Below are 17,125 nucleotides of genomic sequence, written 5' to 3'. Positions count from 1 at the left end.
CACTCCTGGCCAGTACATATGTCCCGGATGTGGCGGTCGGCGACTTGACGATCTTCGTTTCGGACCTGGGTCAAGAGGCAACGAACACGTGCCGGGGAGTCCCGTTGAGGCGGGTCCTGCGCTTTACTCGCCTTGTATGGCTTTGTTTGGCAGATCCCGTTCTCGTCCCGCGGCGGGCACCGCGGCGCGGGATCTCTTCGAGCGCCTGCGGTCGCGTTACTTCCAGGTGCCGGCGGGTCTGCGCTTTCTCGGCGGGCTGCTCGTGGTGGCGCTCGCCCTGTCGGCCATGGTGGTGCTGGACGGGCCCGTGCTCGGCACTGCCGCGTTCGCCGTCATCCTTTTGGCCGCCGTGCATCTGATCCTGCGTTCTCCCGCGGGAATGGCCGTCGTCAGCGTGATCGTCTGCTGGACGGCCCTGGCGGTTCCGCTGGGGCGGTTGTTCCCGGAGCACGCGCACCGGCTGCATCTGAGCCCCGCCCTGCTGCTTGCGCTCCTCGCGTTGCCGGTCGCGTTCGTCGCGCTGCGGCTGCGCGGGTACGCGCCGTGGCGCACCGCGCTGCTGGCCCTGGGCGTCGGCGGTGTGGCCACGGCTGCGGCGGCGCCGCTACTGCCGGAGTTGAACGTCGCGCCCGCGTGGATCGCCGCGCTGGTCGTGCTCGCCTACCGCTGGAACCAGGCCCGGCGTTCGGTGCCCGCGGAGGCGTACGAGACCGGTTGGGTACAGGAGCAGTCCAGTCCGAAAGGGGACGGGATGGCGTCGCCTCGCAAGAATCCGTCCGACCGCAACCGGCGGAACCGCACGGATCGCCCGGGCCGGTTCGACCGGTTCGACCGGCGTCCTGGAGGGGGAGCGGGAGGTGGGCCGGGTCCCCTCAACGGCGACGGTCCGGACGGAGCGCCGACCGACGGTGATGCGGTGGGAGTGCCCGCTGCGACGCAGGCCGCCTATGACGAGCGGGCAGCCGCGCAGGCCGCCGATATCGGCACCGCCACGTCCGCGCCCTCGCCCCCTCCCGCGCGCGCAGGGGAGGGCGAGGAACCGGCACTATCGGTCGCGGAGGCGCTCGCCGAACTGGAGAACATGATCGGACTGGAGCCGGTCAAGCGCCAGGTCCGATCGATCGCCGCGTCCATCGAGGCCGCGCATCTGCGCGCCGCCGCCGGGGTGCCCACCGAGAAGCCGATGCGGCACTTCGTGTTCGTCGGCCCGTCCGGCACCGGCAAGACCACCGTGGCGCGCGTCCTGGCGAAGATCTTCTACGCGTTCGGGCTGCTGCCGGCCCCCAGCGTGGTCGAGGCGCACCGCGCGGACCTGGTCGGCGAGTTCCTCGGGGCCACCGCGATCAAGACCAACGGGCTGGTCGACTCGGCGCTCGGCGGGGTGCTGTTCATCGACGAGGCGTACGGGCTGGTCAACGCCGCCGAGGGCCAGCCCGACCGGTTCGGCGACGAGGCCGTGCAGACGCTGCTCAAGCGGGCCGAGGACGACCGGGACAACCTGGTGATCATCCTGGCCGGGTACGAGGCGCAGATGGCGGGATTCCTCGACTCCAACCCCGGCCTGGCCTCCCGGTTCGGCACCCGCGTGCACTTCCCCTCGTACCGTCCCGAAGAACTGCTGCGGATCGCCGACTACCACACCGGGCTGCGTGAGGACCGGCTGCACGAGGAGGCGCGCCGCAGACTTGCCGTCCGGTTCGAGGAGGTGGAACGGCGCGGCATCGTCGACGAGCTCGGCAACGGCCGCTTCGTACGGTCCTTGACCGAGGCCGCCGCGCGCGCACGCGATGTGCGGGTGGTCGGCGCCGTGACGCCGGGGGCGGCGGGCAGCCCGACCGCCGACGACCTGGTGACGCTGCGCGCCGAGGACGTCGAGGCGGCGTTCGCCGAGGTGACCGAGCGCTACCGCGGCTACGCCGACACGCCGACCCTTGACGAAGCCCTCGGCTCGCTCGAGGCCCTGATCGGGCTGGAGCCGGTGAAACGCCAGGTACGCGAGATCGCCGCGCAGCTCCAGGTGGCCCAGATGCGGCAGGAGCAGGGCCTGGTGACCCGACCGCCCACCCGCCATCTGGTCTTCACCGGCCCCCCGGGCACCGGCAAGACCACCGTCGCGCGCGTGCTGGGCCGCATCTTCGCCGCGTACGGCCTGCTCGCCCGCCCCGAGGTCGTCGAGGCGCAGCGGGCCGACCTGGTCGGCGAGCACCTCGGCGCGACCGCCCTCAAGACCAACAAGGTGATCGACTCGGCGCTCGGCGGGGTGCTGTTCGTGGACGAGGCGTACGCGCTGAGCAACCCCGGCTACTCCGGCGGCGACGCCTTCGGCGCCGAGGCGGTCCAGGCGCTGCTCAAACGCGCCGAGGACGACCGTGACCGCCTGGTCGTCGTGCTCGCCGGGTACGAGGCCGACATGGACCGGTTCCTGTCGTCCAACCCCGGTCTGGCCTCCCGCTTCGACGTGCGGGTCGACTTCCCCTCCTACGGTCCCGACGAGCTCCTGCGGATCGCGCAGCTCATCGCCGAGCACGACGGCGACCGGTGGGAGGAACGGGCGCTGGACGACCTGGCGCTGGTGTTCCAGCGGGTCTGCGGCACCGGGCGCATCGACGAGCTCGGCAACGGCCGGTTCGCCCGGTCCCTGTACGAGAAGGCCTGCGCGTGCCGGGCCCTGCGCGCCGCCGGGCTCGGCACCGCCGCCACGACCGCCGACCTCACCGTCCTGACCCCCGACGACGTCCGCGACGCGTTCGCCGAACTCAGCCACCGCCTGGCCTGACCGGGCAGGACACGGCCGCGGGCCGTTCTGTCGGTGCCGTGCGGTGTACTCGGGGACATGAACCGGGTGTCGTGGCCACAGGTCCTGGCGTGGAGGATGAGGCGGCAGTTCCTCGCCCCCGCCGGCGCCGCGGCGGGCGACGTGAGGGTCGGTGACGTGACGGCGCGGGAGGTGGTCCGGCGGCTGGCCGGGGTGCAGGCGCAGGTCGCCTCGTCCGCCGAGCTCGCCGTGGCCGTCAGGTTGCGGCGACCCGATCCGGGGGTGGCGCATGCGCTCTGGGAGGAGCGGTCGCTCGTCAAGACCTGGGCGATGCGCGGCACGCTTCACCTGCTGCCCGCCGACGAGGCGCCCGCCTACCTCGCCCTGTGCGCGACGATCCGCAACTGGGAGAAGGGGAGCTGGCAGAAGAACTTCGGTGCCACGCCCGCCGATCTGGAGGCGATCGCCGAGGCCGCCACGACCGCGCTGGCAGGGGGAGCGGAGCTCACCCGCAAAGAACTGTCGGCGGCCATCGTCGCCGAAACCGGCTCCGCGCACCTGGCCGAGCTGCTCGGCTCTGGCTGGGGCGTCCTGCTCAAGCCGCTGGCCTGGTGGGGAGTGCTCTGCCACGGGCCGTCCCAGGGAAGCAGGGTGACGTTCGCCGCGCCCGAGCACCGGTTCCCGGGCTGGACGGGCCCGCCACCGGTCGAGGACGCCGCCCGCACGGTGGTCCGGGCCTTCCTCGGCGCGCACGGACCGGCGACCCCCGACATGTTCGACAACTGGCTGATGCGCAAGGGCAGCCGGAAGAAGGACGTGAAGAGCTGGTTCGCCGGAGCCGCGGACGACCTGGCGACGGTCGATGTCGAGGGCGTCCAGATGCACCTGCTGTCGGGCCACCTGCACGAACTGCTGTCCACCGAGCCCACCGGCTCGGTGCGGCTGCTCGGCGCGTTCGACCAGTACGTGCTCGGCGCCGGAACGTCCGAGACCCATCTGATCCCGGCCGAGCACCGAGGGGAGGTCAGCCGCAAGGCCGGCTGGATCTCGCCGGTGCTGCTGCACGAGGGACGCGTCGCCGGCGTCTGGGAACCGAAGGACGGCGACGTCGTGGTGACCACGTTCGAGGACGTCCCTGCGGCGCCCCTGGCGGCCGAGATCGCCCGCCTGCGCCCCCTGCTCCCGTCCTGACGCCGCCGGCGGCGCCGAGAAGGTCCGCGCCGCGGGTCTTCTGGGCTGGGTGGCTCTGGAACAGCGCCTCCTTGAGCGGTGCCGTCTCCCAGAGATCACGCCACCAAGGTCACGGCTCGGGAGGCCGCTCTCCAGGGGGCCACGCGTTCAGGGTGAGGTCGACGACGCGGTGCAGATCCTCTCGGGAGGCTCCGCCGGTGGCCTGGACGGAGAGGCCGTACGAGATCGACCAGACATAGTGGGCCAGAGCCTCCGCGTTGACGGACCGCGGCAGGTCGCCCTCGGCGCGTGCCCGCTCGAAGCGCTCGGCCAGTCTCCGTTCGCTCGCGCGCCTCCGCGCGGCCAGCTCCGCTCTGATGGGCGCGCCCTGCGTTCCGGTCGCCAGCGCGCTCTGCACCATGAGGCAGCCGTCCGGTCCGTCCGCGGTCGTGGCGACATCGGCCGCGCCTCGGAGCAGTGCCTCGGTGACCGCGCGCGACGTCGGCTGTTCGAGCGCCGAGCCGACATGCGAGGCCGGGCCGTCGAGATAGCGGTCGAACGCCCGACGGAACAGCGCCTCCTTGTTGCCGTAGGCGGCGTACAGGCTGGGCCGGTTGATTCCCATCGCCTTGGTGAGGTCGGACAGGGCCGTGCCTTCGTAGCCCTGCCGCCAGAAGACCTCCATGGCGCGGTCGAGCCGTTCGTCGACGTCGAACTCGCGCGGCCTCCCCTGGCTCATCGGTCCACCTCGTTCACCGGTCGCCGCGTCATCTCCGGCAGCCTCCCCGTCCCCACGCGTCCGCACCTGAGCACGCACGTGCGTGCCGATCACACATCGTCGCGCAATGCGGGGACCATGCGGCCCCCGGGCGGCCGCGCCGAGGCGCCCCGTCTTTTTTTGTACTGATCGATATAGTACTCTCCTCCATTGAATACTGATCGGTACATAAATGGAGGCCGCAATGACGCTCAAGGGCAAGGTCGCGCTGGTGACCGGCGGGTCGCGAGGCATCGGGGCGGCGGTCGCCCGTGCGCTCGCCGAGGCGGGCGCGGACGTGGCGATCGGGTACGCCGCCTCGGCGGGGAAGGCCGGCGAGGTCGTCGCCGAGATCGAGGCGATGGGACGGCGTGCCGCGTCGTACCGGGCCGACCAGGCCGACCCGCGCCAGGTCGCGGAGCTCGTCGGGACCGTCGCGACGGACTTCGGCGGGCTCGATGTGCTGGTCAACAACGCGGGGGTGTCCCATCGGGAGGTGCTCGGCGAGCCGCAGGACGACCCGGTCGCCCAGGACCGCCTGTACGAGGTCAACATCGGTGGCGTGGTGGCCGCCATCCGCGCCGCCGCCGGTGTGATCGGGGACGATGGCCGGATCATCACCCTCGGCTCCACCCTCGCGAGCCGGGCCGGGTTCCCCGGCATGGCCGACTACGCGGCGACCAAGGCCGCTGTCGTCGGCTACACCAAGGGCGCGGCGCGCGACCTCGGCCCGCGCGGCATCACGGTCAACGTCATCGAGTCCGGCGCGGTCGCCACCGACATGAACCCCCCGGACGGGGAGTTCGCGGACGCGCAACGTGCTCTGAAGGCGCTGGGCCGCTTCGGCCGGCCGGAGGAGATCGCCGCGGGCGTGGCCTTCCTCGCCGGCCCGGGTGCCTCCTACATCACCGGGACCGTCCTCACCATCGACGGCGGCTACCTGGCCTGACGGCCCGGCCCGGATCTGTCGCGGCGGTTCCGGACGACGAGGGCGGTGAGGAGGAGCAGGCAGAGGGCCGCGGCCACGCACGCGAACCACTGCACGGCCGGAAGTAGTCCGGTCTGCGTGGCCAGGAAGCCGACGCCGATCACAGGCACGCCGACGCCGAGGTAGACGATCACGTAGAAGCTCGATGTCACCTCGGCGCGGCGGTCGGCGGGCGCGGTCTGGTTGATCTCGGTCAGGGCGCCGAGGAAGGTCAGCCCGAGCCCGGCGCCGGCGCCGGCGGTGGCGACCAGCATCAGGGGCAGGGACGCGGCCGACCCCGCGACCGCGAGCAGGACGAGGCCGCCGGCCAGCAGTGCCAGGCCGGACGTCAGCAGCGGCTGCGGTTGCCTCCCGTACGCGGCGACCTGGGCGATGCCGGAGCAGCCGAGCATCAGTGTGGCGGCGCCCCCGCTCAAGGCCAGGTTGCCGCTGCCGGACAGCGTCCCGACGTACGTCGGGACCAGGGTGAGGAACAGCCCGTTCACCATGAAGGCGAGGAAGCTGGCCGTCCCCGCGGTCGCGAACACCCGCCGCATCGAGCCGGGGATCTTCGGCCTGCGGGGTCGCCACGGCGTTCGCGTCCGCTGCTCGGGGATGGCCGCGACCACCACGGCCGCCACGGTCAGCAGGACGAGTTCCACCAGGTACGCCAGAACTCGCGGGGCGGGGGCATACTGCGCGAGCAGGCCCGACAGCAGCGGACCCGCGCCCATGCCGCCGACCGAGGCGGCCGTGGTCACCAGCGCGGCGCGGCGCCGGTCGCCGCCCGGTTCCTGCTCGGTCAGGACGGCGGTGAGTACGCCTGAAGCGGCGCCCATGGCCGCGCCCTGGAGGACGCGGGCCGCGAAGAGCCAGGTCGTCCCGTCCGCGAGCGCGAACGTCAGCGTGCCGATCGCCGCGAGGCCGACGGCCGGGAGCAGCACCCGGCGGCGCCCGATCGCGTCGGAGAGCGGCCCGGCGATCAGCAGGGCCGGGATCAGCGTCGTGACGTAGACGCCGAAGATCAGGGTGACCGTCAGCGGCGAGAATCCGAACTCCCGCTGGTAGCCGCGGTAGAGCGGGGTGGGGATGTTGGTGCCCGCCAGCAGGACCACCAGCGCGTAGGCGGCGCCCCAGAACCGCCAGGCCGGCCGGGGCCTCGGGCCGCCCGGCGGTGCGTCGGCGGTCGAATCGATCAAGGTCATCGCGGTCCTCCCGGGTGACTGAACGACGGTCAGTCAATCCCAATGACCGGCGGTCAGTCAACTGACTGAACGGCGGTCACCCGGATAGGGTGGATAGCGTCGACGGTGATGGGGGAGGGCGTCATGGGTGCTCAAGTGCGGCGCAGGCGGGTGACCAAGAGCCCGATGGACCGGCGGGAGGACATCCTGCGCGGGGGGCGGGAGGTCTTCGGCTCCATCGGATTCGCCGCCGCGACGATCGGCGATCTCGCCGCCGCCGCCGACATAGGCAAGGGCACCTTCTACCTCTACTACGAGTCCAAGGACCATCTGCTCGGGGCGCTCTGGGAACGCTACGTGGACGCGATCGCGTCCACCGCGCAGGACATCCTGGAAGAGGGCGGCGACTGGTGGCCGACGCTCGACCGGCTGTTCACCGAACTGGTCGGGCACGCGGTGCGCAACGCCGACCTGCACAGCATCGTGTACGGGTCCGCCAACGCCAAGGCCCTGGAGATCTGCAAGCAGGCCAACCAGCGGGTGATCGACCTCATCTGCGAGTACGTGGGCCGGGGCGCGCGGGCCGGTGCCCTCCAGGCCGGAGATCCGGCCGTGACCCTGCGAATGGTCTACCACGGTGTGGACGGGCTGCTCGACGACCTCATCGCCGCCGGTGGTCCCATCGACGTGGACAAGGTCGTCGCGGACGTACTGGACCTCCTGCACCGCGCCCTCGCAGGTCCGGCCCGCTAGACCGACCGCTAGACCGGCCCGTCTGGGGCCGGGGGAGTGGCGTCCCTCCCGTTCGGGCCACCGGTTAGGGTGCGACGCGTGAGCCCCCAGGACGACGCGCCGGAAGAGTACCGGCAGACCCGCTACGAGGCGCCGCCCGGCGCCACCGAACTGCTGCTGATCCGGCACGGCGCCTCCCGGCCCGCCCGGCCGGACATCCCGTTCCCCTTGGTGGACGGGCAGGGCGATCCCGACCTCGCCCCGGAGGGGCGCGAGCAGGCCGCGCAGGTGGGCGAACGGCTCGGCGCCGAGCCGTTCGACGCGCTCTATGTGACCCCGCTGCGCCGCACCGCCCAGACGGCCGCGCCGCTGGCGAAGCGGCTCGGCCTCACGCCCGCCGTGGAGGCGGGGCTCCGTGAGGTGCACTTGGGGGAGTGGGAGGGTGGGCTCTTCCGTAAGAAGGTCGCCGAGAACGATCCGATCGCGCAGCGCATGTGGGCGGAGGAACGTTGGGACGTGGTTCCCGGGGCCGAGCCGGGTGAGGAGTTTGCCCGCCGCGTCCGGGAGAGCCTGGAGCGGATGGCCGGCGCGCATCCAGGCGGGCGCGTCGCGGCGTTCACCCACGGTGGCGTCATCGCGCAGGCACTCGCCCTCGCCACCGGCTCCCGCCCGTTCGCCTTCCTCGCCCCAGACAACGGATCGATCTCCCGGATAGTGGTGCTCGAAGGGCAGTTGTCCGTTCGGGGCTTCAACGACATCGCCCACCTGGACCACCCCGCCCCTGGCGCCCTCACCTGACCTGGGCCGTCCCCACGTCCCGTACCCGAGAGGGGCTGCCGGCCCAACGGCCCGCACTGTGACGGACGGATGCTCCTATGGATGTCAAGCGGCGAGTTCAAGGTCGTCTGATGTGGTGATGATCTGGTAGAGCTCGCGGGCGATGTATCGCTTGAGGCAGCGGATGATGTCCTTTTTGGACAGGCCTTCCTTGGTGCGTCGTTCCATGTAGGCGTGGGTGGCCGGGTCCCAGCGCAGGCGGCAGAGCACGACGCGGTAGAGGGCGGCGTTGGCCTGGCGGTCGCCGCCGCGGTTGAGGCGGTGGCGGGTGGTGCGGCCGGAGGAGGCGGGGATGGGGGCGGCGCCGCAGAGCATGGCGAACGCGGCTTCTGAGCGCAGCCGGTCGTGGTTTTGGCCGGCGGTGACCAGTAGCTGTCCGGCGACGTCGGTGCCGACACCGTTGGCGGCGACCAGGTCGGGGTTGATCGCGGTCACCAGCGGCTCCAGCAGCTGGTCCAGGTCGGCGATCTCGGCCGACAGTTGCTGGTGGCGGCGGGCCAGCGAGCGTAGCGCGATCTTGGCGGCGGTGGCCGGGGACGCGGCGTCGGCGCGGTCGGGGCGCACGGCCGCGCAGGTGGTGATCAGCGTCTTGACGGGCAGGCCGCGCAGTCGTTCACGCAGCTCGTCGGGGGCGGTGATGATCAGGGCCTTGATCTGCCGCTGGGCGTCGGCGCGCTGGTCGACCGCCGAGCGGCGGGCCACCCGCAGGTTCCGCAGCGCCTCGATCTGGCCGTCGCGCTGCTTGGGGGTGCCGGTCCGCTCACCGGCCAGGGCGGCCTTGGCGGCCGCGATCGCGTCGATCGGGTCGGACTTGCCCTGGAAGCGGCGGGCCTTGCGGTCGGGACGGTCGACCTCGATCACCTCGACGTGGCTGTCGCGCAGCAGCCGGGCCAGCCCGGCCCCGTAGGCGCCGGTGCCCTCGACCCCGACCCGCACCAGCTGGCCGAAGCCGCGCATCCAGGCCAGCAGCGCGGTGTATCCGGCGGTGTCGGCGGGGAACTGCCGGGTGCCCAGCACCCGCCCGACCTGGTCGATCACGGCAGCGGTGTGGGTGTCGGCGTGGGTGTCGACTCCACCGGCGACCTCGAAGACCTGCTGTTGGGGTGTAATGGAGGGCATCGTCGTCCTGTCGCTTGACCGGGGGCAGGGCGGCACGCACCAGCCGGGCAGCGGACAAGACAGAGATGGGGCCTCTGGCCAGGCTCCTATGAAGTCACCCCGCCACGTCCGGTGAGTGCACATGAGCACCTCCCGACCAGGGGCGACAAATCCGGTTGAGGACCCGAAGTCAGTCAGGCGCTGGGTCAGACCCCGGGCGGGAGGTGCTCACCTACATCATCTCTGTCAGGCGCGGAAGCGGATTCGCTGTCCGGGACGTAGCTGGGCGGCCATGGGGACGTCGGCCGACGCCAGGACCGCGACCACCGGGTAGCCGCCCGTCGTCGGATGATCGGCGAGGAAGATGATCGGCAGGCCGCTGGGCGGCACCTGAAGCGCTCCGGTGACCATTCCCTCGCTGCTCAGCTCCCCCTCACGGGCCCGTTCGAGGCGCGGGCCGGTCAGGCGGACGCCCACGCGGTTACTCTCCGGCGACACCTCGAACGTCGCCGAGGTAAGGGACGTCAGCGCCTCGCCGGTGAACCAGTCGTCGCGAGGGCCGGGCGTGATCCGCAGGATGGGGACCTCTGGCAGCGGGACGACGGGGGCGGCGTCCACCAGGATGTCCTCCAGGCCCGCAGTCGGCCCGACGGGCAGCCGGTCGCCCTCGGCCAGCGGCGCGGGGCCGAGACCGGACAACAGGTCCGTGGCGCGGCTGCCGAGGACCTCGTCCACGGTGATGCCGCCGCGCACCGCCAGATAGCTGCGGAGGCCGAACCGGGGATGGCCGAGTTCGAGCAGTCCGCCTACAGAGACGCGACACGGCGCGTTCATGCCGCACGCGCGGCCGTCGATCCGCACTGGAAGGGGTGCGCCCGTGACGGCCACCCAGGCGGGACGCCGGAAGCGCAGGGCGCCACCGCCGACGGTGAACTCCACCCCCGCCGCGCTCTCAGGATTGCCGACGAGACGGTTGGCCAGCCTGAACGCGCGCCCGTCGGCCGCCCCTGAACACGGCACGCCCAGGTGCGCGTGACCGGGCCTGCCGAGATCCTGCACGGTCGCCAGCGGACCGGGCCGGACGACCTCGATCAACGGGCCTCCTCGTCGGCGACGAAACGGACGTGCGCACCGGGCTGAAGCAGTGACGGCGGATCGCGGGTCACGTCCCACAGCGGGAGCCGGCTGCGCCCGAGCAATCGCCATCCGCCCGGTGACCGCGACGGGTACACGGCGGCATATGGTCCGGCGATGGCCACCGAACCGGCCGGCACCGCAGTGCGGGGCGACTCGCGGCGGGACACGTGCAGTGCGGGGTCCAAACCGGTCAGGTAGCCGAAGCCAGGAGAGAAGCCCAGGTACGCCACGGTGTAGGAGGCGGCGGTGTGCCGTTGGACGACCTCCGTGCGGGACAGGCCGGTGAGCCCGGCGACCTCGTCCAGATCCTCGCCGTCGTACACGACCGGAATCTCCACCGGGGCCATGCCGTCGTCCGGCCGCTCTGGCAGCGGCAGTGTGGGCAGCCATGCGGCCAGGCGCCCGAGGTCGCAGTGACGCGCGTCGGCGACGACCAGGACGGTGCGTTCACCCGGAACCACGTCGATGACACCGCGCGGCGCGGCGGCGCGGATCGCTGCGTGTAGCCGGTGCGCGGTGGCCAGGTCGGCGGTCTCCACGAGCAGGGCCGTGTCGCCGGCCCGCCGGACCTTCACGCGATCTCGCCGAACGGTGCCGGGCCGCCCCCGGGCACCCGGATGCCGGGCTCCTCGCCCAGGTCGGCGTTGATTCCGATGACCGCCATGCCTCAGATCTACCACCGATCCCCCGGACCTGATCACGGCGAGCCCACCCCGGGCGACGCCCCTCCCCGCAGTGTCCCCGCTTCCGCCCGCGAGGTCACCGTCCCGGCCCCCAGCGCGCCGCTGAGCCCGTGCTGACGCCGGCTCGTGCATCGACGCGGCCGGACCTCGGTACGGCCGCCCTCGTCGACCTCAGGCGGTCTTCTCGTGGATGTCCTCGATCTCGGCCCGGGGCGCCCACGCCTGGTAGACCCCCCGGTCGAACCCCTCGAGCCCGAGCCGTTCGGCCACCGGGGCCTTCCCGCCGCTGTACTCGACCCGCAGCCACTCGTCATGTTCGCCGAGGACCACGAACGGCTCCCCGCGCCATGTGCACGAGGTGCTCACGTACGACAGGTGGTCGACCTCCGCCGCGGCCACGACCCGGACGTACCTGCCCGCGGTGACCGGGGCGAAGCCCTCGGCGGGCCGCGTCCGATACAGCCGCACCCGGTCGCCGTCCGGGCTCGCCTCGTAGTCGGAGCCGCGCCAGCCCGCGTAGAACCCGTGCCGGATGCTCATGCCCGCCCTCCTGCCGCCGGATGGCCGATCCACCGGCGCTGATCGCCATCGAAGACGGCCAGCAGGGTCTCGGTCCCCGACCGGCTCAGCCGGTACATTCTCGCGCCGTGCGGCAGCCGCTGGCTGTCGGTCTTGAACTCGGGAACCGGCGGACCGTCGCCCGGCGCGTAGCCCGACCCGGGGAACGGCGCCTTCTCGATCACCCAGCCGCCCGGGATGATGCCCATGCTCCATTCGTCGATGCCGCCCAGCGGCCTCCGGAACAGCGGCGGTTTCACGGCCGGCCACCGGATCACGTGGATCGCCTCGTCGCCGGTGGAGAACGGCGACCCCTGGTAGATCAGACCGAGGCCGCGGACCAGCCGCGCGGGGGAGTTCATCTCCCGCACGTCCTGGAGCCGGTGCACGTATCCGGCGACCAGGTCATAGCCGCCGTCCAGATAGTGCGGCACGTGCTCCGGCCGGATGACCTTCTGCATGACGACCAGACCGGCCGCCGCGCCCCGCCCGGACTCAACTGCCCGCGCCCCTTGCACGGGAGGCTGCGCTCCCTGTGCAGGCGGGGGCGCGATGTGGTCTCGCGGAGCCGAGGGCTGCTCGGAGAGCGGGGCGTCCGTTCCAGGAGCGGGGGAGCCGACGCCGGTACTGGAGGCGTGCGCCCCGAGTCGTCCGCCTGAGCCTGCGCCGTGCTGCGGCGTGTGCGGACCGCGCTTCGCCTGCGGACCGCCCGGCGCGGACCGGTGTGAGCCCTGCCCGGACGGGGGGCCCGAGTGCGTCCCGCGCCCATTGGACGCCGGACCCGGCGGACGGGGAGCCTGGCCATGGCCGGAAGAGGGCGCAGCGTCGCCGTCGCGGGGCGCGTCCAGCGGGTGCAGAAGGACGCTCGCGTCCAGGTACGCGGCGCTGGGAAGGCCGGGGTTGATCGCGAGCTGCCAGTTCGGATCAGGCCAGTCGCGCGCGAGGTCCGCCAACGACGCCGACCGGTTGTTGACGGCCTGGCCGCGCAGTGACCGCGCCATCGCGTCGGTGGAGGTGAACGCGAGCACGAACGTGCCGTCGCCGAAACGGGCGGTCGCGTACTGGTGGTCCGCCGCGCCGGGGTCGCCGGGCGAGGGCAGGTACAGGACGGCCTTGGCGATCAGCCCCAGGTAGCCGTCCTGGTCGCCTCGCTCGCGCGCGGACGCGAGGATGGACTCCAGATCGGCGGACTCGGCCGGCTCGTCCTCCTCAGGGAGTGCCAGTGGGATCCCGAGTCCGGGCAGGGCGAGCGGACCCTCGTCGGGGCCGCTGCGGCTCGCCTGGTAGACCAGCTCCAGCGGCGAGCCGACCAGGTACACGTCCCTGAAGGCGCCGGTCATCCGGCCCGCCAGCATCGCGCACTCCTCGAGCAGGTCCGCCGTGGTGGACCGGCCGCCCCGCTCGCGCACCGCGATGTGGTGCCACCAGTTCTGCCGGTCGCCGTCGTCGGGCCGTTCCCAGCCGAGGGCGGCCAGCCGCCGCTCCTGCCGGGAGGACAGCGGCCGGGGGAGGAACACGCTGGCAACGGCCTCGGCGTCGAGGGCCCCGTCGGATCGCATGGCCTGCACGTACGGCAGCCCGCTGGACCCCTGCACGATGAGGAACGACCTGACCGGAAGGCGGGTCAGCTCGAGGGTCAGCCGTTTGGCGAAGTCGTTCCAGTCCAATCGGATCCAACTCTCGCGTCCATGGTCGGGGTGCCGTTACTCGACGGTAGCGGAGCGCGGCTCACTCGGCCCCGGGAGCCGGGACCACGTCGGCGCGCACCGGCGCCCAGACTTTGCCGATGGCGTCGTAGACCGCCGCGGGAGCGGGCGGCTCGCCGTCGCCGGGCCAGTGCCAGAGCCGGGTGCCGTGCGGGGGGCGCATCCGCGGGGTCTGCGGCGCGGCCGGTGCCGGCTCGGGGTGCACGGTCGGCGCCGCCAGGGGCGCTGCCGGGACGCCGCCCGACTCGACCGCCGCGTTGAGGTCGGCGACGGTGAAGGCGTCGACCGCCGTGTGGGGCTCGGCGTGGGTGGCGTGGGTGCCGGCCTCGCGGACGGGCGGTTCCAGCGTCGGATGCGGCCTGGCCGTCCCGCGCTCGAACGGATCCTTGGGGTCGATCCCGGCAGCCGGTTCGGGAACCGGTTCCGGTGCGGCGGCCCGCTGGGTCGCGTCGAGCCGGGCGATGGCGGCCGCGTCGAGGTGGATCTCACTGGGCAGCCCGGCGTTGATCGCGAGCTGCCAGTCCGGATCGGGCCAGCCGGTGGCGAGCCGCGTGAACGAGGTGCGGCGGTACGGGGCGGGCTGCTGCCCGCCCGCGCGCGCGAGCGCTCCAGGCGAGGTGAACACCGTCGCGTACGTGCCGGAGCCGATCGTGATCGTGGGCAGCCCGCCGCCCTCCGGGGACTCCTCAGGACGGCCGTTCGAGGGCAGCACGAGGTCGGCGCTGAGCAGTAGCTCGAAGTAGGTGGTGTGGTCGCCGCGCTGCTTGGCCTCCGCGAGGCGCGCCTCCAGGAGGTCGGCTTCAGCCGTCGTCCCGGCGGTCTCTGCCACCGGCACCGGCACCGGATCGGCCCCAGGCAGTGGATCGGCCACCGGCAGGGGGTCGGCGGACGGCCGCGGGCTGGGCACTGGTGCAAGCCCGGGAAGGCCCCCGTACGGCGAAACGGACTCTCCGGCCTGGGGGACACCGTCGGCAGGCGGGACGCCCCCAGGAGGCTCCGCAGGCAGCGGGACGGGATCGTGCGGCGTTCCGGCGGCTTCGGCCATGTCGGCCGCAGAGGATCGGCGCTTGGTGACGCGGGACGGGTCGGCGGTGTCGATGCCGAAGTCCAGCAGCTCGATCAGCCCGTTGCCGTGCCGGTGGAACGACTCGTACACCAGGTCGGACGGGCGCCGCACGCCTTGGACGTCGCGCAGCGCGGTGACCATCACGTCGGCCAGCCGCCCGTAGTCGGCGGACGTGACCGCGTGCATGCCGTCGTCCGCGCCGGAGTCGGGCAGCTCGGTCCACCAGTTGCGGGGCGCCGGGTCGGCGGGCGGGCGCCAGCCGGCGTCGCTCATGACCTCCTCGTCGGCGAGCGTCAGCAGCAGCGGGCCGTCGAGGAAGTTGTTGCTGACCGCCTCGGCGTAGAGCCGGTCGGGCTCGCGCATGGCCTGGACGTAGTGGCGGCTCTCGTCGCGCTCGCGCACGATGAGGATGGTGTCCCGTTCGAGGCTCGCCAGCTCACGCCCCAGGCGCCGGGCGAACTCGGACCACTCCAACAAGATCACTCCCTATGACCGGGGGCGACCCCCGGGCCCCCGCGAGACCGATGCCCGAGATTCCGATGATTGTCGTCGTGGACGCCTCTGGCAAACCGGGAGTTCACTCGGGCGGCGCTTCGTGACGGAGGACACGCAGCGCCTTCCGGAGCTCCCGCGCGTCGTGGCCGCAGCGGTCGAGCACCTCGATCAGCCTGTGCAGGATCTCGTGGCGTTCGAACCCGACGTCCAGCAGTGCCTGGGCGGTCTCCCACAGCTGCGGCGGGTCGCCGTTCCAGAGCCGCACGGTCAGCCGTTCGTGCGCGTCAAGATGCTCCTCGGCGGCTCCGGGATGCTCGAACTCGAGCATGATGCGCCGGTCGGCGGTGTCGGCCGGGTCGAGGGCGGACAGGTCGACCGAGCCGTGCCCGCCGGACCGGCGGTGCGTGCCGGACAGGAACGGCAACGCGAACGCCCGGCGGGGCAGCGCCTCCATCTCGCCGTCGGGCAGCAGCCGGTCGACCAGGTCGCGGTCCAGCCCGAAGGCGGACGGGTCGCGGTACGCCTCGGCGAACTTGGCGGTGGCGTCCCAGACGGCGTCGAGCGTGGCCCGGACGCCCTCCTCGGGGAGCCCGGTGCGCTTGCCCGCCCACCGCACCCAGGCGGCCAGCACGTGCGGCACGGCCTCCTGCTCGGAGGCGGAGAGCAGCACCTTGCGGGGCAGCCAGTCGAGCAGGAACATCTCGCATTTGATCGGGCTGACCCGCAGGGGGCGGCCGAAGTCGTGCGCGCAGCCGTAGTCGATGATCCGGTCGACGCAGTGGCTCGCGGCCGAACGGTCCGAGAGGTCCTCGGCCTCGCTCGAGGCGAGGAACCGGGCGGCGATCGTGGCCCGCCGGTCACGGCCGTACATCGGGGGCTGAGGCGTCCGGCCGCCGGGCGGCAGGACGCCCACGCGCGCCCGCACGAAGGCATGGTAGGAACCGAAGTTCTCGTTCACCGGCGGGTCGTCGGTCTCGTCGGTGAGCGCCAGGGCGCTGCGCAGCATGGCCTTGGTGTCGCGCGGGTCGAGCTGCTCGAACCGCATCAGCGGGTTGTCGCGCCCCTCCCTGCGGCAGTGGTCGAGCAGCTTGTCGACCTGGGACGAGACCCAGGCGTCCCGGACCATCCCGCTGGACGGCGCCCGCGCGCTCAGGTCGCCGTGCTGCCGCACCGCGCCCGCCTTGTTGCGGTCGACCAGGACCACCAGCGCGTGCCGCTCGGCACCGCCGTAGGTGTAGGTGCACACGACCGAATCCTGGTCGTCGTAGACGTCACGGGAGACGAAGCACTCTTCGGGGGTGACCATCCCGATGCGGTCGGCCCAGCCTGGGCGGGCGACGCCGCGGCCCATCAGCTCCAGGGCCGCGCGTTCGGCCTTGGCCGCCTGGCGCGGGGTGCCCAGGTAGGCCATGCCGGTGAGGAGCGCGAGCGCCGCAGGGGTGCCGGCGTGGCGGGCGTGGTCGACCAGCGATTCGCCGATGACCTGCTCGACGTCCCCGTCCGCGACCCGGTGCCCCCACCAGGAGCCGAGGATCTCGCTGACGATCAGCTCCGCGTCGAGCGGGCTGCGCACGGCCAGCAGTTCCCGGGCATGGCGCAGCATCCCATCGAAGATCGCGAAGACCTCGTCCGAGGGCGGCGGGCGTCGATCCCGCGCTGGATCCCCGGAGGAACGGTGGCGGCTGCGGGGACTCACGTACCTAGCCTCTCAGATTCGGCGCCGTACGACGCCCAGGACATCGGGGAAGGCCGAAATGGGACGCCCGGGAACTCGGTGGCGCCCCAGCTAAACGCCTTTTGTGTGAGCGTCAGACACGCCCGGCCCGTGTTCCATAGATTCCGCCCCGGTCCTCCTGAGTCGCCGGACACGTGCAGAGGCGCCGCCGTCACCGGGCGCCGAGGCCGAGCATGCCCAGCACGACCCGCCGTCCCTGCGGCCGTATGTAGGGGAGCCGTATGTAGGGGATCTGTCAGATCTAA

At 72.7% G+C, this 17,125-nt stretch carries 14 protein-coding genes; 5 read left to right on the top strand and 9 right to left on the bottom strand.

All coding sequences use genetic code 11. The features are described 5' to 3' along the window. Positions 1 to 226 precede the first annotated feature (226 nt). Both OHA34_RS12550 and OHA34_RS12545 read left to right on the top strand, forming a co-directional pair. A complete protein-coding gene (locus OHA34_RS12550; RefSeq protein WP_443029634.1) occupies positions 227 to 2,776 on the top strand; it encodes an AAA family ATPase in 2,550 nt (849 codons plus the stop codon). A 96-nt stretch (positions 2,777 to 2,872) separates the two neighbouring features. Further along, entirely contained in the window at positions 2,873 to 3,946 is a 1,074-nt protein-coding gene (locus OHA34_RS12545; RefSeq protein WP_329521685.1) for a winged helix DNA-binding domain-containing protein, read from the top strand. A gap of 109 nt (positions 3,947 to 4,055) precedes the next feature. Here the strand turns inward: OHA34_RS12545 and OHA34_RS12540 are convergent, their stop codons facing one another. Beyond that, positions 4,056 to 4,664, bottom strand: coding sequence for a TetR/AcrR family transcriptional regulator (locus tag OHA34_RS12540; protein ID WP_329521684.1), 609 nt, complete (start codon positions 4,662 to 4,664; stop codon positions 4,056 to 4,058). A gap of 223 nt (positions 4,665 to 4,887) precedes the next feature. Between OHA34_RS12540 and OHA34_RS12535 the strand changes: the two genes are divergently transcribed. Continuing rightward, on the top strand, positions 4,888 to 5,631 hold the full coding sequence (locus OHA34_RS12535; RefSeq protein ID WP_285941307.1) for an SDR family oxidoreductase: 744 nt from the start codon (positions 4,888 to 4,890) through the stop codon (positions 5,629 to 5,631). On the opposite strand, the gene OHA34_RS12530 is transcribed toward OHA34_RS12535, so the two are convergent. After that, positions 5,619 to 6,854: an MFS transporter gene (locus tag OHA34_RS12530; RefSeq protein ID WP_285941306.1), complete on the bottom strand. Its 1,236-nt coding sequence runs from the start codon at positions 6,852 to 6,854 to the stop codon at positions 5,619 to 5,621. The genes OHA34_RS12535 and OHA34_RS12530 overlap by 13 nt on opposite strands. Positions 6,855 to 6,977: 123 nt before the next feature. On the opposite strand from OHA34_RS12530, the gene OHA34_RS12525 reads away from it, so the two are divergent. After that, on the top strand, positions 6,978 to 7,586 hold the full coding sequence (locus OHA34_RS12525; protein ID WP_329521683.1) for a TetR/AcrR family transcriptional regulator: 609 nt from the start codon (positions 6,978 to 6,980) through the stop codon (positions 7,584 to 7,586). 78 nt (positions 7,587 to 7,664) lie between these two features. Beyond that, a complete protein-coding gene (locus tag OHA34_RS12520) occupies positions 7,665 to 8,363 on the top strand; it encodes a histidine phosphatase family protein (RefSeq protein ID WP_329521682.1) in 699 nt (232 codons plus the stop codon). A gap of 84 nt (positions 8,364 to 8,447) precedes the next feature. Here OHA34_RS12520 and OHA34_RS12515 read toward each other — a convergent pair whose 3' ends face one another. The 7 genes from OHA34_RS12515 to OHA34_RS12485 all read right to left on the bottom strand — a co-directional run bounded on the left by OHA34_RS12515 (position 8,448) and on the right by OHA34_RS12485 (position 16,748). Beyond that, entirely contained in the window at positions 8,448 to 9,521 is a 1,074-nt protein-coding gene (locus OHA34_RS12515; protein WP_329521681.1) for an IS110 family transposase, read from the bottom strand. 225 nt (positions 9,522 to 9,746) lie between these two features. Then, positions 9,747 to 10,595, bottom strand: coding sequence for a biotin-dependent carboxyltransferase family protein (locus OHA34_RS12510; protein ID WP_329521680.1), 849 nt, complete (start codon positions 10,593 to 10,595; stop codon positions 9,747 to 9,749). Continuing rightward, a complete protein-coding gene (locus OHA34_RS12505; RefSeq protein WP_329521679.1) occupies positions 10,592 to 11,212 on the bottom strand; it encodes a 5-oxoprolinase subunit B family protein in 621 nt (206 codons plus the stop codon). Before OHA34_RS12505 ends, OHA34_RS12510 begins: the two co-directional genes overlap by 4 nt. A 279-nt stretch (positions 11,213 to 11,491) precedes the next feature. Beyond that, the gene (locus OHA34_RS12500; RefSeq protein ID WP_285941301.1) at positions 11,492 to 11,860 is read right to left on the bottom strand and encodes a hypothetical protein; all 369 of its coding nucleotides are present in this window, start codon (positions 11,858 to 11,860) and stop codon (positions 11,492 to 11,494) included. Then, on the bottom strand, positions 11,857 to 13,545 hold the full coding sequence (locus tag OHA34_RS12495; RefSeq protein WP_329521678.1) for a TY-Chap domain-containing protein: 1,689 nt from the start codon (positions 13,543 to 13,545) through the stop codon (positions 11,857 to 11,859). The genes OHA34_RS12500 and OHA34_RS12495 overlap by 4 nt, the downstream gene beginning before the upstream one ends. A gap of 61 nt (positions 13,546 to 13,606) precedes the next feature. Next, positions 13,607 to 15,127, bottom strand: a complete 1,521-nt coding sequence (locus OHA34_RS12490) for a TY-Chap domain-containing protein (protein ID WP_329521677.1) — start codon at positions 15,125 to 15,127, stop codon at positions 13,607 to 13,609. 100 nt (positions 15,128 to 15,227) lie between these two features. Further along, complete coding sequence (locus tag OHA34_RS12485) at positions 15,228 to 16,748, bottom strand: hypothetical protein (protein WP_329521676.1); 1,521 nt, start codon at positions 16,746 to 16,748, stop codon at positions 15,228 to 15,230. Between the last annotated feature and the right edge of the window lie 377 nt (positions 16,749 to 17,125).

The sequence above is a fragment of the Spirillospora sp. NBC_01491 genome, from assembly GCF_036227065.1.
Classification (GTDB): domain Bacteria; phylum Actinomycetota; class Actinomycetes; order Streptosporangiales; family Streptosporangiaceae; genus Spirillospora; species Spirillospora xylanilytica.
Note: the sequence above shows the minus strand (reverse complement) of the source record. Positions and strands in the feature narration are given on the sequence as shown.

Bases quoted from the DNA above. Each gene is read 5' to 3' on its own strand.
- OHA34_RS12545 (WP_329521685.1), top strand. From the start codon at position 2,873: ATGAGGCGGCAGTTCCTCGCCCCCGCCGGCGCCGCGGCGGGCGACGTG.
- OHA34_RS12540 (WP_329521684.1), bottom strand. From the start codon at position 4,664: ATGAGCCAGGGGAGGCCGCGCGAGTTCGACGTCGACGAACGGCTCGAC.
- OHA34_RS12535 (WP_285941307.1), top strand. From the start codon at position 4,888: ATGACGCTCAAGGGCAAGGTCGCGCTGGTGACCGGCGGGTCGCGAGGC.
- OHA34_RS12530 (WP_285941306.1), bottom strand. From the start codon at position 6,854: ATGACCTTGATCGATTCGACCGCCGACGCACCGCCGGGCGGCCCGAGG.
- OHA34_RS12525 (WP_329521683.1), top strand. From the start codon at position 6,978: ATGGGTGCTCAAGTGCGGCGCAGGCGGGTGACCAAGAGCCCGATGGAC.
- OHA34_RS12515 (WP_329521681.1), bottom strand. From the start codon at position 9,521: ATGCCCTCCATTACACCCCAACAGCAGGTCTTCGAGGTCGCCGGTGGA.
- OHA34_RS12500 (WP_285941301.1), bottom strand. From the start codon at position 11,860: ATGAGCATCCGGCACGGGTTCTACGCGGGCTGGCGCGGCTCCGACTAC.
- OHA34_RS12485 (WP_329521676.1), bottom strand. From the start codon at position 16,748: ATGCTGCGCCATGCCCGGGAACTGCTGGCCGTGCGCAGCCCGCTCGAC.